Raw genomic sequence first — 12,426 nt, forward strand, 5'->3', positions numbered from 1 at the left:
CGCTCAGGCGGCGTAGAGGCAGTCGGCCGGGCGGGATTGCGTGCCGTGCAGGGCCGGGTCGTAGCGGTAGAGGGTCGAGCAGTAGGGGCAGATGATCTCAACGTCGCCGCCCATGTCGAGATAGACATGGGGGTGGTCGTAGGGCGGCAGCGCGCCGACGCACATGAATTCCCGCACGCCGATCTGCACCGTCGGCACTCCCGCCGAGTTGTGGAAGTGGGGAACGACGTGGTCGGCCATCTGAATCATCTCCGCGCGCGCTGGTGCCGGTTGCGGGCGACCATAGACGGGCCTTGCCGCGCGCGGCAAGGCCGGCGGCATGTCGCAACCCCGCGCCGCGCCGGGGTTGCCCTTCCGTTCGCCACATTGGCACGCCATGTAACGGGGCGTCCGCATCACGTCGCGCCCGCCTCCGGGCCGCCAGGTTCGAACCGATGTCCCGCCTTTTCGCCGCGCTGGGTTTCCTCCTTGCCTTCGCCGGCGCGGCCCACTGGGTCGTGCCGCTGGGGCGGGGCGCGCTCGACCTGGTGCTGGCGCGGGACGATGCGGCGCGCATCGCCGATCTCGAACTCGACCGCGTGCTCGACGCGCCCCATGTCGCCGAGGGCATCGAGGCGGCGCTGGCGGCGGATGATGCCGAACTCGCCGCGAGCTATGTCGCGCTGGCCGATGCGCGGTCCGTTGCGGTCGCGCCGGCCCAGCGCGCGCGGGTGATGCTCGCCACCTCGGCCACCGCGCAGCTCGTCCGCGGCGCCGGACGGTTCGGACAGGGCTTCGCCACCGGGCGGGCGGAGGATCTCGCCGGCCTCGCCGGGGCGACGGCGGGCGATCTCACCGTCTGGGGCGACATGCGCGATGCCGGCCGCGAGGCGTGGCACTGGGCGAGCGGGGCGGAGGTCGATCCGCTGATGCTGGGCCTCTCCACCGCCGGTCTCGCCGCCACGGGCGTCACCTACGCCACCTTCGGCGCCTCGCTGCCGGCGCGGGCCGGGCTCAGCGTGCTGAAGGGCGCCCGCCGCGCCGGCCTGTTCAGCGCGCGGCTCGCCGCCGATGTCGGACGCCTGCTGCGGCGCGGTGCCGGCGGTCCGGCGGCGCGGCAGGTCGGCACGCTGGTCGCCGATCTCGGCGCGACGCAGGGCAAGGCGGGCACGCGCGCGGCGATGCTCGGCCTGAAGCACATCGACGAGGCGAAGGACGCCGCCCGGCTGCGCCGCCTCGCCGAGGTGAAGGGCGGGCAGACGCTGGCCATCGTGAAGTCGCTCGGCCGCGGCGCGCTGTTCGTCACCGAGGCGCTGGTGAAACTCGGCTGGTGGATCCTCGCCGCCGCGGTCAACCTCCTCGGCCTCGTCGCCTCCTTCAACGCGCTGGTGGTGGCGATGGTCCGCCCGCTATGGCGGGGGAAGAAGGTGGGGACGGTCGCGTGAGCGGGCAGGTTGAGTGTGAGGCTCACGGCCAGCAGGACGAGACCTTTGTCTGCTGCCACATCGCGAACTCGCTGGCGACGGGGCAGCCGGTCGGCTTCCATTGGTCTGATACGTCGTCAGCCCTGCGTCCCGATGCGTGGTGCGCTGCATGCGAGCACCATCGCCTGTCGGCGGGCGGAGAATGGACCGAGGACGTGCTTTCCGAGGTTCGCGTGACGCTGCTCTGCGGGCGTTGCTATGATGAGGCTCGCGATGTCTGGCGTCGGGCGGTCGAAGGCGGGCCGGACTGAGGGCATTGCCCGAATGAGTTCGAATTTCCCGGTCATGTGAACCCATGCTCGTCCTGCAAGCCATCAAGGCCGACATCACCACGCTCCCGGTGGACGCCATCGTCAACGCGGCCAATTCCTCGCTGCTCGGCGGGGGAGGAGTTGACGGCGCCATCCATCGCGCGGCGGGATCGGACCTGCTGCACGAGTGCCGGCTGCTTGGCGGCTGCCGCACCGGCGAAGCCAAGATCACGCGCGGCTACAGGCTGCCGGCGCGGTTCATCATCCACACGGTCGGGCCGGTGTGGCAGGGCGGCGGCCATGGCGAAGTGTCGCTGCTGCGCCAATGCTACGGCAAAAGCCTGTCTCTCGCCCGCGATCGCGGCTTGCGCAGCATCGCCTTTCCCGGCATCAGCACCGGGCGGTTCGGCTTCCCGGCGAGCGATGCTGCCGGTATCGCGGTGGCGGTGGCGCGTGAATTCGCGGACGAACCGGGGCCGCTCGAGACGATCGTCTTCTGCTCGTTCAGCGATGCGGACCAGCGCATCTATGACGCGCTCCTTGCCGCAGCCGAACCGGAACGGAGCCGGGATAACTAGCCATGGTCGCCCGAGCTACCTTTGCCGCCCTCGCTGTCGCCCTTTTCCTCGCCGGCACGCCCATCCTTGCCGCCGAGAACCGCTGCGGCTGGTACGTGAACCCGACGCCGGGCAACCTGATCCTGATCGACCGCGACGCCGACTGGTGGATCACCACGCAGCTGGAGGCGGGCGGTCCGAACGCCGCCGGCGCCGACGAGAACCTGCCCGACTTCGACCCGAAGCAATACGTGAAGACGCAGCCGAACGGCTACGGCTATGGCTGCGCCTGCCTGTCGGTCGAGACCGACAACAGCGCGCAGCGCATCACCCGCGTCTATTCCGGCCGCATCCTGCCGCTGGCGCGCTGCCGGGGCGACAAAGCGCTGCGGCCGGTGCCCCGCTGAGCGTCGGCGCCCGCCCCTTGGCGGGCCGGGCGCCGGATCCGGCTCAGAACGGGTAGCGCAGCACGGCGGCGAGGTCGCCATGGCCGGGGATGTCGTCGCGGCGCACGGCGAGCACGCGCCCGCCGGTCGCCAGCGTGCGGCGGGCGATCTCGTCGACGACGCCGTAATTATACGCGTCGGGGCGGGCCTCGAACATCACGCCGCCGTCCTCGTGCACATAGCCGGGCACGGCGGTGTCGATGTCGACCAGCAGCGTGTCGACGGCGCCATAGGTGGCGGCGCGGGCGGCGTGGGCGACATCGGTGATGGCGCGGCGCTGCGGCTCGCGCTCGGCGAACAGCGCGGCGAAGCGGGCGATCTGCTCCGCATAGAGCCGATCGAGGATGGGGCGCGCCGCGGCGGCGAGCTCATGGTCGGGCGTGTGGTCGGCGCTGCCGGGAATGCCCTCGGCGGCCAGGTTGCGGTAGCTCGCCACGCGGCGGAAGGCCGAGGCGAGGGGCTCGGACGCCGCCAGGATCAGCGGGCGGTGATGGCCGGCCAGCGTCGGGCGCAGCGCCTCGTCGACGGCGCGGGCATATTTCGCCAGCAGCGCGCTTTCGCTCCCGTCGAGCTGGCTCGTCATGTCGCCGGAACGTTCGGTGTGGCTGCGCCGACCGAGCGCGTCGGACATGCCCTTGGGCAGGCCGGGCACCCGCACCGTGTGGGCGGTCGAATCCCCCGCCAGCTCGACGAGGCGCACCGCGCCGGCGCTGATGGCGAGGATATAGGCGGTGTGCGGGAAGGTGACCGCGCGCAGCAGCGGCTTGATGTGGAAGCGGTCCGACACCTCGGCGATGTTGTGCAGGTGGTTGCCGAGCCGGTAGGTGGTCACGCGCTCCGGGGTGGCGAAGATGGCGAGGCTGTTCGCCTGGGTCGCCCAGAAATCATCATCCGCCGCCAGCGCCTCGATGTCGGCGACGATCGGTTCGATGGTGCGCTTGGGCGTGCCGGCCTGCTCGAGCTGCGCGACGACCGCGGCGAGCAGGTTCTTGAGTTCGATGCGTCCCGCCTGCGCCTCCTGCGTCAGCGGCGTGGTGCGCAGGTAGATCGACACGGCGGGCGTGGCGCGGACGGCGGCGAGCGCCTCGATGTCGGCGATGGTGGGCAGGTCGATGTGCAGCATGGGCGTCCCTTTCCCGTTTCATTGGCGCGCCGCGGCTCCTTACCGGGGGCGCAGCGCGGTGCGATCCCCGTTGCGAAGATCGGCACGGCGCGCCGCGCGGCAACTGGGATCAATACGGACGATGCCGGCGGCGGCGGCCTCCACGGGCATTCAACTTTGCGCCAGCATGCTCTAGAGCGTGCGCGGAATGTCTCGATCCGGCCACGCGGGAGCCAGTCTACATGCCGCACTTCAGCCATGACGGTATCCGTCTCGCCTATCTCGACGAGGGCGAGGGTGAACCGATCGTGCTCGTCCACGGCTTCGGCTCGAACAAGGAGATCAACTGGGTCGGTCCGGGCTGGGTGTCGACGCTCACCCGCGCCGGGCGGCGGGTGGTCGCGCTCGACAATCGCGGCCATGGCGACAGCGAGAAGCTCTACGAGCCCGACGCCTACGATCCCCATCTCATGGCCGGCGACGTCGCGGCGCTGATGGACCATCTCGGCCTGCCGGCGGCGGATGTGATGGGCTATTCGATGGGCGGGCGCATCAGCGCCTGCCTCGCCATCGCGGCGCCGGAGCGGGTGCGGGCGCTGATCCTCGGCGGCATCGGCATCCATCTGGTGGAAGGGGCGGGGCTGCCGATCACCATCGCCGATGCGCTGCTCGCGCCGAGCCTCGACGATGTCAGCGATCCCATGGGCCGCACCTTCCGCGCCTTCGCCGACCAGACGAAGAGCGACCGCCGCGCGCTGGCCGCCTGCATCTTCGGCTCGCGCCGCACGCTGACGCGCGAGGAGGTCGGGCGCATCGCCGCGCCGACGCTGATCGCCGTGGGCACGAAGGATGTCGTGTCCGGCTCGGCGCACAGGCTTGCCCCGCTGATCCCCGGCGCGCAGGTGCTCGACATCCCCGATCGCGACCACATGCTCGCGGTGGGCGACAAGGTGTTCAAGCAGGGCGCGCTGGCCTTCCTCGACATGCGGGGATGAGGCGCGGCCGGCATCGGCCGGGCGCGCACGGTGCGGGAAAAAGCTGGTCGCCGGAATCGCCTGGCCGGGTTTGTTCAGAGGTCGATTCACGGGAACCTTGGTGCCGGCACCGCGTTCGCGGATCGCGGGAGCCATCGTTCCTGCCGATGCCGACGCGATCTCCGGCGTGTCGGCGGGCGGGGATGCTCCTCCCGTCGGGGGGCGTAGGCTCGCGGCGAGGTCTATGTTAGAACTTCGCCCAACTGACCCCGATGTTTCCCGCCCCTGAACGCGCCCCGCGCGGCGGGCGGGCAAGCCAACGAGACGAGGCCACCCGATGGCGCAGAATTCCCTGCAGTTTGCCGATGGCGCGCTGAAGCCGCTCGACAAGATCGATCCGGTCTGGTCGCGCATCCGCACCGAGGCCGAGAACCTCGCCTCCCGCGAGCCGGCGCTGGCCAGCTTCGTGTTCTCCACCGTGCTCTATCACCAGAGCCTCGAGCGCGCGGTGGCGCACCGCGTGTCGCAGCGGCTCGACCATGTCGACGTGCCCGGCGAACTGATCCGGCAGGCGTTCGACGACGCCTTCGCCGCCGATCCGGCGATCGGCGCGGCGTTCCGGGCCGACATCATGGCGGTGTGCGATCGCGATCCCGCCACCAGCCGCGCCATCGAGCCGCTGCTCTATTACAAGGGCTTCCACGCCATCCAGGCCCACCGTCTGGCGCACTGGCTGTGGAATGCCGGCCGCCGCGACTTCGCGCTCTACATCCAGAGCCGATCCTCGGCGGTGAACCAGGTCGACATCAACCCGGCGGCGCCGTTCGGGCGCGGCATCTTCTTCGACCACGCCACCGGCATCGTGGTCGGCCAGACCGCGGTGCTGGAGGATGACGTGTCGATCCTGCAGGGCGTCACGCTCGGCGGCACCGGCAAGGAGAGCGGCGACCGCCATCCCAAGATCCGCCGCGGCGTGCTGATCGGGGCGGGCGCCAAGGTGCTCGGCAATATCGAGATCGGCCATTGCGCCCGCATCGCCGCCGGCTCGGTGGTGCTGAAGCCGGTGCCGCCGCGCGTCACCGTCGCCGGCGTTCCGGCCAAGATCGTCGGCGAGGCCGGCTGCAACGAGCCGGCGCGCAGCATGAACCAGATGTTCGACCCGCCGCTCGGCGGCGGGGGCGCCTGAGCGCAGCGGCCGCGCCCGCATCGGCGGGTTGCGCCCGCCGCGTCGGCGTGGCAAGCCTGCCGCCATCGCAAGTGAGGTTCACGGAGCAGGCCGCGTGGAAAAGAAGGACAACGAACGGGTGCAGACCTATCTGCGCCGGCTGTTCGGCAATGCGCAGATCCGGGTCGTCGCGCGCCCGAAGAAGAAGGATTCGGCCGAGGTCTATATCGGCGAGGAGTTCATCGGCGTCCTGTTCGAGGACAAGGAGGACGGCGACCTCTCCTATAATTTCCAGATGGCCATCCTGGACACCGACCTTGACGACTGAGCCCTTCGTCTACGCGCTCGACGGCGTCGGCCCCGACCTGCCGCCCCCCGGGCGGTTCTGGATCGCGCCGGGGGCCACGGTGATCGGGCGCGTGCGGCTCGGCGACGAGGCCAGCATCTGGTTCGGCACGGTGATCCGCGGCGACAACGAGCCAATCGTGCTCGGCGCCCGGGTCAACATCCAGGAACTGTGCGTGCTGCACACCGACCCCGGCTTCCCGATGACGCTGGGCGATGATGTCACCATCGGCCACCGCGCCATCCTGCACGGCTGCACCATCGGCGAGGGCAGCCTGATCGGCATGGGCGCGACCATTCTCAATGGGGCGAAGATCGGCAAGGGCTGCCTCGTCGGCGCCAATGCGCTGATCACCGAGGGCAAGGAATTCCCCGATCATTCGCTGATCGTCGGCTCGCCGGCGAAGGTGGTGCGCACGCTGGACGAGGCGACCATCACGCGGATCAAGGGCACGGCGGCGCATTACGTGCGCAACTGGCGCCGCTTCGCCACTGGACTGCAGCGGGCGGACTGAGCGTCATTCCCCGACATAAAAAGGAGGCCGGCTCCTGGGGGAGGAGCCGGCCTCGACACGTCCGGCGTTTCGGGGCGTTGGGGAAGGCCGGGAGCGTGTGCGGTGACGCCTTCCTGCGAAGGCGGAATGGGGATCAGTTGCGGCCGACGGTGGCCGGGGCGCGGACGTCGCCGAGCGACACCCACACATTCAGGTTGCTCTGCGACTGGCGTTTGACATAGCGGTAGCCGGTCTCGTGCCAGGCGAGGATGTCGTCCTCCTGGTTGTCGAGGACGACGTCGCCATGGTCGGTGACGACGGTGAGCACCGAGTGGCCGTCGCCGCGCTGGTCGCGCACCACGGTGATCAGCAGCGTGTCCGCCGGCCAGCCGAGGCCGATCAGGGTGCGCCGCTTCAGCAGCACGTAGTCCTCGCAGTCGCCGAAGCCGTCGTCCGGATAGGACCAGCGCTCGATCTCGCCGAAATGCTCGAGGTCGGTCATCGGCTGGATGCGGCGGTTGACCGAGCGGTTGACCTCGTCGAGCTGGGCGAGGTTGGCGCTGGTCAGCGCGACCTTGCCGCTCTTGCCCGGGCCGGCGCCGCAGTCGGCCGGGTTCTGGGCGCAGAACTGGATGTAGCCGATCGGCGCCGAGGTGACGCGGCCGACGCTCATATTGTCCTCGCCGACCGTCAGCATCGCCAACCGGTCGCCGGCCTTGGCATGTCCCCCGGCGATCATGGCCCCCGCCACCACCGCCGCGATCAGGGCCCGTTCGAGCCTCTTGTTCATCGCGTAAACCCCATCCCCTGTCGATGAGGTGATACTGGCACAAAGATTTTGATCTTCGTCTAAGCTGTATCGCACATTCAGAGATACATTCGGCACGAATTGTTAACGGCTGTTTTGCTGAGCGTTAACCAAAACAACGTTGGCATTTCGTGAACAATTCGCCGCCCCGCAGCCAGGGCGTCGGCATGCGGGCGCGCGCCCGCGCCGGAGCAAGGGGACAACGGTGCGTCCCGCAGCCCGCCGTCATCCCCGGGCTTGTCCATCCCCGGGCTTGTCCCGGGGACCCGTGCCTTCCTCGCACGGCGTGGCGCAAAGACGTGGATGGCCGGGACGGGCCCGGCCATGACGTGGAACGATCGGAAGGGTGAAAAGAGCCGGCCGCCGCGCGCCGGCGGGCGCTCAGCCGCGCGGGGTGATGTCCACCGCCGCGCTGATGCGCAGGAACTCGATGGCGATGCCGCCCTCGATGTGGCGGACGACGCGCCCCTGCGTCTTGCCGAGCGTCACCACCGTGCCGATGGCGGGACGCACGCGGGTGGCGACGGCGGCACCGGACAGCGACACGTCGATCACCTGGCAGGGCATCATGCTGCCGTCCTCGAAGGTCAGCGTCGAGCGCGGGTCGCGGGGCGCGCTGCGGTCATGGCGGCGATCCTCCGGCAGGCCGAGGAGGGGCCGGTTGGCGAGCCAGGTGAGCTGGTCGGCCAGCTTGTCGCGGCGGTTCGCCGTGCCGAGCACGGTCATGGCGAAGCCGTGGTCGAACACCCGGGCGATGGTGCCCTCGATGCGGCCGATATGATCGAGATAGGCCACCACACGCTCGCCGACGCGCCCGCCCACGGGCACCATCAGCGCGACCCCGCCGGGCGACATGTCGATCGTCTGGCAGGGAAACTCGCGCCGGTCCTCCAGCATGAAGCGGCCGAGCAGCCGGACGCGCACGCGCTGGTGACGCCGCTTCTCGTCGGCGAGCGGCAGGGGAAGCGCGAGCGAAGGTTCGGCCATGGCGCTGGGCAAGCTCCGGTGCGGCGGCGGCAGCGCTGCACTTTAGGGATGCAGCGTTAACGCGGCGTAACGCGGGGGCTCAGGCGCGGCCGCCGCGCAGCACAGTGAGGCGCGGGGGCATGCCGCCGGGCAGGGGAATGGCCGGGACCGCGTGCGCGGGGCGCGGCAGGCGGCGGGCGGCGACGATCTCCATGCCCTCGATCGGAACGAGGCCGACCCAGTATGGGACGGTGAGCGCGCCGATCGAGCCGAGCGCGCGGCCTTCCGTGTGGCCCTCGAGCGCCAGCGGCAGCAGCAGCAGCTCCATATGGGCGATGCGCCCGTCGCCGGTATGGCCGCGGGTCCGCACCACGGTCGGCTGCGCCTGTGCGGCCATGGCCTGCACGAGGCCGAGCGCCCGCTCGCGCTCGCCCGGCAGAAACAGGGCATCGAAGGCGGTGCCGCGCAGTTCGCGGGCGAAAAGACCGCAGATGCGGGTTCCCGCGAGGCGGACCAGCGGCGAGGGCCCGGCGTCGAGGTCGAGCATCAGCGTGTCGGCCAGCACCTTGCGCAGGGCCTCCGGCGCGATCTCGGCGCGCTCGGGCGCCGGACGCTCGCCCCGCAGGGCGTTCCAGTGCTCGTACAGCGCGCGGCTGGCGGAATGTCTCATCCTGAACCCATGCCCGAGGTGCGAGGGCGCACCATCCCCATGGGGAGCAGGGTGCATGCCACGCCTTCGATTCAAAGGCCCCTCAAAGGCCGATCACCATGGAAACTTTTCGTTAAGGTTAACGAGAGGTTGACGGCGCGGCCGGCTTGGCCGGGGCGTCGCCACCGCCTACCTTGTCGCCATCCACTGCTGTGCCGTGCCGACCCAACGAGGATCCGGCGCGATGATTACAGGGAGGCGGAGAGCGACAGGAGCCGCCCGCGAGGACGGACGCTTTTCGTGACCGATTGGGGGAGGGCTGCGCCCTCCCTCTTTTTTTGCCTCGCCGAGGCCGCCGGCGGCGGTCTCGCGCTGCCGGTCCTTGCCGGCGCGGGGCAGGGGCCCTATGTCAGGGCGTGCTCGATCCCACACGCCATAGGCCGCAGCGCCAGCCGATGTTCAACGTGCCGACGGTGATCACCGTGCTGGCGGCGGTGATGATCGCGGTGCAGCTGCTGCGCAGCGCGATCAGCGTGGACGCTGACGTCGAGCTGCTCACCCTCTTAGCCTTCATCCCGGCGCGGTACGATCCCTCGATGCTGCCGGGCGGGGTGTGGCCGGGCGGGCTGGGCGCCGATATCTGGACCTTCGTCACCTATGCGTTCCTGCATGGGGACTTCCTCCACATCGGCATCAACCTGATGTGGCTGCTGGCGTTCGGCAGCCCGGTGGCGCGGCGCTTCGGCACGGTGCGGTTCGCCGCCTTCTTCGCGGTGACGGCGGCGGCGGGGGCGGGGCTGCACCTTGCCACCCATGCCGGCGAGCTGGTGCCGATGGTGGGCGCCTCGGCCTCGATCTCGGGCTGCATGGCGGCGGCGATCCGCTTCGTGTTCTCCTCGCGCGGCCTGGCGGGGCTGGGGCCGGGCGGGTTCGAATCGGCGGTGCGGGCCCCGGCGGAGCCGCTCGGCGTGGCGCTGCGCGACCGCCGGGTGCTGATCTTCGTCGCCGTCTGGTTCTTCATCAACATCGCCTTCGGCATCGGCGTTCCCGCCGGGCTCGACCAGGGCTCGATCGCCTGGCAGGCGCATATCGGCGGCTTTGTCGCCGGGCTGCTGCTGTTTCCGCTGTTCGATCCGGTCCCGCGCGCCGAGCCCGATCCCTTCCTGTCCGACCGCCGCCCCTGAGCGGCGCACCCGCCTGTCTCCCGCCCGTCTGGAATCGTCCTAATCACTTGCCCTCGGCGGCAAGTCGTCCGATCATTCACGCCAACGTGCCGTACCGTTAGGCGTGATCGGCGCGGTCGATAACGGGCGCCGCAGAGCGCCCGGACACAAGGAGGATACACATGACGGTCCGTTTGATCCTGCAGACCAAGGGCAGCGACGTTCTCACGACATCCCCGGAGGCGACGCTCGGCGACGTCGTGCGCCTGCTGTCCGAGAAGCGCATCGGTGCCGTCGTGGTGGCGGACGCCCAGCGGCGCGTGGTCGGCATCCTGTCCGAGCGCGACGTGGTGCGGGTGATCGGCGCGGAGGGCCCCGGCGTGCTCGATACGCCGGTGTCGCAGACCATGACCCACAAGGTCATCACCTGCGTGCCCGGCGACACCGTCACCTCGATCATGGAACTGATGACCGGCGGGCGCTTCCGTCACATCCCGGTGGTGGACGAGGGCAAGCTGGTCGGCATCATCTCGATCGGCGACGTGGTGAAGCACCGTCTCGCGGAGATGGAGCGCGAGAGCCACGCCATGCGCGAATACATCATGTCCGCCTGAGGATGCGGCCGCCGCGCCGCGTCAGAAGCGCGGCGTATCGGTCTTCGCCGGCGCATAGACGGCGGCCGGATCGAACCGCTTGCCGTCGTCGTTCGGCGCCAGCGCGAGATCGGGCGTGGGCGGCGCGCCGAGCGGGATCGAGCGGAAGAAGCAGGAGCGATGGCCGGTGTGGCAGGCGGCGCCCGGCCCGGCCGTCCGCACGCGCATGACCACGGCGTCCTGGTCGCAGTCGATGCGCAGCTCGACCACCTCCTGGACGTGACCGCTCTCCTCGCCCTTCTTCCACAGCCGCCCGCGCGAGCGGCTGAAGTAATGCGCCTGCCCGCTCTCGATGGTCAGCGCCAGCGCCTGCGCGTTCATGTGCGCGACCATCAGCACCTCGCCGGAATCGGCATCGGCCGCGACGGCGGTGATCAGGCCGGCGGCGTCGAATTTCGGGCTGAGGCGGTCGCCCTCCTCGACCTCGGCGCGGGAGCCGCGCGGGGCGAAAGGGGAGGTGGCATCGGTCACGGCAGCATTCCGTCGGCGGGCGCGGCGGGCCTCACGGCCGGACGCCGCGGATCAGGCTCATGAAGCGGATCTGCTCCTGCGGGTCGTCGCGGAAGATGCCGGTGAACTGGGTGGTGATGGTCGACGCCCCCGGCTTCTTCACCCCGCGCATCGCCATGCACATGTGCTCGGCCTCGATCAGCAGCGCGACGCCGCGCGGCTTCAGCGCCTCGTCGACGGCGGAGATGATCTGCGAGGTCAGGTGCTCCTGCGTCTGCAGGCGCTTGGCGTACATGTCGACGACGCGGGCGATCTTGGACAGGCCGACCACCCGCTCCACCGGGAAATAGGCGAGATGCGCCCGCCCCATGAAGGGCACCATGTGGTGCTCGCAGTGGGAGTGGAAGACGATGTCGCGCACGACGACCATGTCGTCGAAATTGCCGATCTCGCCGAAGGTGCGGTCCAGCACCTCGTCGGGCGCTTCCGCATAGCCGGCGTAGAGTTCCTCATAGGCCCGCACCACGCGCCGGGGCGTGTCGATCAGGCCCTCGCGGTCGGGATTGTCGCCCGCCCAGGCGATCAGCGTGCGCACCGCCGCTTCCGCTTCCTCGCGGGAGGGCTTGGGAACCACGCTTGCGGCTTTCGATCCGCGGGAGGCGTCCGCCTCGGCTTCGGCGCTCTTCATCAGCGACTGCAACACTGCGTCCATGACGGTCTCCGTTCGACGGCGCTCTTGTTCCGGGGCGCCGGAGTGTCACCGGTTTCTCGCGTCATGTACGTATCGAGGCCGGATTTGGACCTGCGACCCGTAGTCCGACCGTTCCTGTTCATCCGCATCGATCGTGCGTCCTCGCCAGGCCGAAGCGGGCGGGCGCTTCTTTCGGGCGCGGACGTGATACCTATATATGGACCGACCGAGCCGCCGCAATATTCCGGC

At 70.2% G+C, this 12,426-nt stretch carries 17 protein-coding genes; 10 read left to right on the plus strand and 7 right to left on the minus strand.

All coding sequences use genetic code 11. The features are described from left to right. Window positions 1-3 precede the first annotated feature (3 nt). Complete coding sequence (locus tag ACEUEL_RS05670; protein ID WP_405703042.1) at window positions 4-240, minus strand: zinc-finger domain-containing protein; 237 nt, start codon at window positions 238-240, stop codon at window positions 4-6. A 194-nt stretch (window positions 241-434) separates the two neighbouring features. On the opposite strand from ACEUEL_RS05670, the gene ACEUEL_RS05675 reads away from it, so the two are divergent. From ACEUEL_RS05675 to ACEUEL_RS05690, 4 genes are read left to right on the plus strand one after another with little or no spacing between them, the layout of a single operon-like run. Next, complete coding sequence (locus ACEUEL_RS05675; protein WP_405703044.1) at window positions 435-1,424, plus strand: hypothetical protein; 990 nt, start codon at window positions 435-437, stop codon at window positions 1,422-1,424. Beyond that, window positions 1,421-1,714, plus strand: a complete 294-nt coding sequence (locus ACEUEL_RS05680; RefSeq protein WP_405703045.1) for a hypothetical protein — start codon at window positions 1,421-1,423, stop codon at window positions 1,712-1,714. The genes ACEUEL_RS05675 and ACEUEL_RS05680 overlap by 4 nt, the downstream gene beginning before the upstream one ends. 44 nt (window positions 1,715-1,758) lie before the next feature. Then, the gene (locus ACEUEL_RS05685; protein ID WP_405703047.1) at window positions 1,759-2,292 is read left to right on the plus strand and encodes an O-acetyl-ADP-ribose deacetylase; all 534 of its coding nucleotides are present in this window, start codon (window positions 1,759-1,761) and stop codon (window positions 2,290-2,292) included. A gap of 2 nt (window positions 2,293-2,294) precedes the next feature. Beyond that, a complete protein-coding gene (locus ACEUEL_RS05690; RefSeq protein ID WP_405703049.1) occupies window positions 2,295-2,678 on the plus strand; it encodes a DUF4087 domain-containing protein in 384 nt (127 codons plus the stop codon). A gap of 43 nt (window positions 2,679-2,721) precedes the next feature. Here the strand turns inward: ACEUEL_RS05690 and ACEUEL_RS05695 are convergent, their stop codons facing one another. After that, window positions 2,722-3,840, minus strand: coding sequence for a baeRF11 domain-containing protein (locus ACEUEL_RS05695; RefSeq protein WP_405703051.1), 1,119 nt, complete (start codon window positions 3,838-3,840; stop codon window positions 2,722-2,724). 221 nt (window positions 3,841-4,061) lie between these two features. Between ACEUEL_RS05695 and ACEUEL_RS05700 the strand changes: the two genes are divergently transcribed. The 4 genes from ACEUEL_RS05700 (at window position 4,062) to ACEUEL_RS05715 (ending at window position 6,818) form a co-directional block, all read left to right on the plus strand. Beyond that, entirely contained in the window at window positions 4,062-4,814 is a 753-nt protein-coding gene (locus ACEUEL_RS05700) for an alpha/beta fold hydrolase (protein WP_405703052.1), read from the plus strand. A gap of 316 nt (window positions 4,815-5,130) precedes the next feature. Then, window positions 5,131-5,979: a serine O-acetyltransferase gene (cysE, locus tag ACEUEL_RS05705; protein WP_405703053.1), complete on the plus strand. Its 849-nt coding sequence runs from the start codon at window positions 5,131-5,133 to the stop codon at window positions 5,977-5,979. Between the two features lie 94 nt (window positions 5,980-6,073). Continuing rightward, window positions 6,074-6,286 (plus strand): DUF3126 family protein, encoded by a 213-nt coding sequence (locus ACEUEL_RS05710; protein WP_405703054.1) that lies wholly within the window; start codon window positions 6,074-6,076, stop codon window positions 6,284-6,286. After that, the gene (locus ACEUEL_RS05715) at window positions 6,276-6,818 is read left to right on the plus strand and encodes a gamma carbonic anhydrase family protein (RefSeq protein WP_405703056.1); all 543 of its coding nucleotides are present in this window, start codon (window positions 6,276-6,278) and stop codon (window positions 6,816-6,818) included. The genes ACEUEL_RS05710 and ACEUEL_RS05715 overlap by 11 nt, the downstream gene beginning before the upstream one ends. Window positions 6,819-6,951: 133 nt before the next feature. Here ACEUEL_RS05715 and ACEUEL_RS05720 read toward each other — a convergent pair whose 3' ends face one another. The 3 genes from ACEUEL_RS05720 to ACEUEL_RS05730 form a co-directional block, all read right to left on the minus strand. Next, window positions 6,952-7,587: a transglutaminase-like cysteine peptidase gene (locus tag ACEUEL_RS05720; RefSeq protein ID WP_405703058.1), complete on the minus strand. Its 636-nt coding sequence runs from the start codon at window positions 7,585-7,587 to the stop codon at window positions 6,952-6,954. A gap of 399 nt (window positions 7,588-7,986) precedes the next feature. Then, entirely contained in the window at window positions 7,987-8,592 is a 606-nt protein-coding gene (locus tag ACEUEL_RS05725; protein ID WP_405703060.1) for a PilZ domain-containing protein, read from the minus strand. Between the two features lie 79 nt (window positions 8,593-8,671). After that, complete coding sequence (locus tag ACEUEL_RS05730) at window positions 8,672-9,241, minus strand: PAS domain-containing protein (RefSeq protein ID WP_405703062.1); 570 nt, start codon at window positions 9,239-9,241, stop codon at window positions 8,672-8,674. Between the two features lie 395 nt (window positions 9,242-9,636). Here ACEUEL_RS05730 and ACEUEL_RS05735 point away from each other — a divergent pair, with 395 nt between their 5' ends. Together ACEUEL_RS05735 and ACEUEL_RS05740 are read left to right on the plus strand one after the other, a co-directional pair. Next, window positions 9,637-10,404: a rhomboid family intramembrane serine protease gene (locus ACEUEL_RS05735; protein ID WP_405703064.1), complete on the plus strand. Its 768-nt coding sequence runs from the start codon at window positions 9,637-9,639 to the stop codon at window positions 10,402-10,404. 161 nt (window positions 10,405-10,565) lie between these two features. Then, on the plus strand, window positions 10,566-10,997 hold the full coding sequence (locus ACEUEL_RS05740) for a CBS domain-containing protein (protein ID WP_405703065.1): 432 nt from the start codon (window positions 10,566-10,568) through the stop codon (window positions 10,995-10,997). 21 nt (window positions 10,998-11,018) lie between these two features. Here the strand turns inward: ACEUEL_RS05740 and hisI are convergent, their stop codons facing one another. Both hisI and folE read right to left on the minus strand, forming a co-directional pair. Next, the gene (gene hisI, locus ACEUEL_RS05745) at window positions 11,019-11,507 is read right to left on the minus strand and encodes a phosphoribosyl-AMP cyclohydrolase (RefSeq protein WP_405703068.1); all 489 of its coding nucleotides are present in this window, start codon (window positions 11,505-11,507) and stop codon (window positions 11,019-11,021) included. Between the two features lie 31 nt (window positions 11,508-11,538). Next, the gene (gene folE, locus ACEUEL_RS05750) at window positions 11,539-12,198 is read right to left on the minus strand and encodes a GTP cyclohydrolase I FolE (RefSeq protein ID WP_405703071.1); all 660 of its coding nucleotides are present in this window, start codon (window positions 12,196-12,198) and stop codon (window positions 11,539-11,541) included. Between the last annotated feature and the right edge of the window lie 228 nt (window positions 12,199-12,426).

It is taken from the genome of Ancylobacter terrae (assembly GCF_045108345.1).
In the GTDB taxonomy this organism is placed as follows: domain Bacteria; phylum Pseudomonadota; class Alphaproteobacteria; order Rhizobiales; family Xanthobacteraceae; genus Ancylobacter.

Excerpts from the sequence above, each read along its gene's own strand:
- ACEUEL_RS05670 (WP_405703042.1), bottom strand. The coding sequence starts at position 240 with ATGGCCGACCACGTCGTTCCCCACTTCCACAACTCGGCGGGAGTGCCG.
- ACEUEL_RS05675 (WP_405703044.1), top strand. The coding sequence starts at position 435 with ATGTCCCGCCTTTTCGCCGCGCTGGGTTTCCTCCTTGCCTTCGCCGGC.
- ACEUEL_RS05685 (WP_405703047.1), top strand. The coding sequence starts at position 1,759 with ATGCTCGTCCTGCAAGCCATCAAGGCCGACATCACCACGCTCCCGGTG.
- ACEUEL_RS05690 (WP_405703049.1), top strand. The coding sequence starts at position 2,295 with ATGGTCGCCCGAGCTACCTTTGCCGCCCTCGCTGTCGCCCTTTTCCTC.
- ACEUEL_RS05695 (WP_405703051.1), bottom strand. The coding sequence starts at position 3,840 with ATGCTGCACATCGACCTGCCCACCATCGCCGACATCGAGGCGCTCGCC.
- ACEUEL_RS05700 (WP_405703052.1), top strand. The coding sequence starts at position 4,062 with ATGCCGCACTTCAGCCATGACGGTATCCGTCTCGCCTATCTCGACGAG.
- cysE (WP_405703053.1), top strand. The coding sequence starts at position 5,131 with ATGGCGCAGAATTCCCTGCAGTTTGCCGATGGCGCGCTGAAGCCGCTC.
- ACEUEL_RS05720 (WP_405703058.1), bottom strand. The coding sequence starts at position 7,587 with ATGAACAAGAGGCTCGAACGGGCCCTGATCGCGGCGGTGGTGGCGGGG.
- ACEUEL_RS05725 (WP_405703060.1), bottom strand. The coding sequence starts at position 8,592 with ATGGCCGAACCTTCGCTCGCGCTTCCCCTGCCGCTCGCCGACGAGAAG.
- ACEUEL_RS05730 (WP_405703062.1), bottom strand. The coding sequence starts at position 9,241 with ATGAGACATTCCGCCAGCCGCGCGCTGTACGAGCACTGGAACGCCCTG.
- ACEUEL_RS05740 (WP_405703065.1), top strand. The coding sequence starts at position 10,566 with ATGACGGTCCGTTTGATCCTGCAGACCAAGGGCAGCGACGTTCTCACG.
- folE (WP_405703071.1), bottom strand. The coding sequence starts at position 12,198 with ATGGACGCAGTGTTGCAGTCGCTGATGAAGAGCGCCGAAGCCGAGGCG.